Here is a 1,470-nt window from a genome sequence, read left to right on the forward strand (position 1 = left end):
TAATATGGTACCTATAGATAGGACACTCGAAAAAGAGTGTTTCATCTATAGGTATTTTTTTATATACTTGAATTTCAAGATTATGGGGATTAGGGGATAACATGAGTAAAATAACATTTTCAACTAAAGAGATAAAAACACTTCAAAAAAATCCGAATATACAACGTGTTAGCGAGCGAGCCATTACTTATACGGATTCCTTTAAAAATAGATTTATGGATGAGTATTTAGCGGGCAAACTCCCTCGACAAATTTTTATAGAGAACGGCTTTGATGCGGACATTATAGGAATGAAGCGAATCGAACAATCAGCTCATAGATGGAAGAAAGCCTATGAGAAGAATGGATTAATCGGACTGACTGATACGAGGAAAACAGGTTCAGGCAGACCATTGAACCGGGAACTAACACCTTCCGAAGTGATTGAAAGGCAGGAAGCAAAGATTAAACTTCTGGAGGGGCAGGTGGAGCTATTAAAAAAGCTAGAAGCGACAGAAAGGAGGCTGCTAAACGAAAGCAAAAGTCTAGATCCGAGTAGAGTATATCAATTGATTTATGAGACCGTTGAACAGAATCAATTTAAGCGAATGACCAGGTATTTTTGTGACCTTTTAGAGGTCTCTCGTTCTGGATATTATAGCTATCTAAAAGCATCCAATATCCGAGAAGCAAGAGAGCAATTGGACTTAGAAGCGAAAGAAGTCATATTAAAGGCATTTAATCGTCGGGGATATAAGAAAGGGTCGCGTTCCATAAAGATGATATTGGAGAATGACTATAACTTAATCTTTAGTCGTAAAAAGATACAAAGAATTATGAGGAAATACGGTATAGTCTGCCCTCATAGAAGGCCGAATCCTTATAAAAAGATCGCTAAAGCAACAAAGGAGCATCAGGTCGTTCCAAACAAGTTAAACAGAGAATTCAAGCAAGGAATTCCAGGGAAAGTGTTATTAACGGATATTACCTATTTGCCATATAACGGAAATAGTATGGCTTATTTGTCGACCATAAAAGATGCTTGCACGAACGAGCTACTCGCTTATCATGTATCTGATCGAATTACGTTAGACATTGCAACGAAGACCATCCAAAAGTTAGTTAATAACAAGAAGGTTACCCTTCACCCAGATGCCTTTATCCATTCGGATCAAGGTAGCCATTATACTAGCCCAACCTATCAAAAGTTATTAAAGAAATATGGTTTAGGCCAATCAATGTCTAGAAGAGGAAACTGCTGGGATAATGCCCCAATGGAATCATTTTTTGGTCATTTAAAGGATGACGTAGACTATCAATCTTGTAAAACATTAAACGAACTAAAGGCAAAAATAAATCATTATATGGTTTACTATAACAATCATCGATATCAATGGAATTTAAAAAAGATGACCCCTATTCAATATAGGAATCATCTTCTATTTGCTTGACTCTTTTTTTCATGTGTCCTTGACACGGGTACCAGTTTAT

General features: G+C 36.6%; 1 protein-coding gene. It reads left to right on the plus strand.

The features are described 5' to 3' along the window. Positions 1-101: 101 nt before the first annotated feature. The gene (locus Q1B07_RS26535; RefSeq protein WP_299095781.1) at positions 102-1,430 is read left to right on the plus strand and encodes an IS3 family transposase; all 1,329 of its coding nucleotides are present in this window, start codon (positions 102-104) and stop codon (positions 1,428-1,430) included. Positions 1,431-1,470: the final 40 nt, after the last annotated feature.

Source organism: uncultured Metabacillus sp., assembly GCF_947503125.1.
GTDB lineage: Bacteria > Bacillota > Bacilli > Bacillales > Bacillaceae > Metabacillus.

What these genes read in the sequence shown, in the direction of transcription:
- Q1B07_RS26535 (WP_299095781.1), top strand. Translation starts at nt 102, where the DNA reads ATGAGTAAAATAACATTTTCAACTAAAGAGATAAAAACACTTCAAAAA.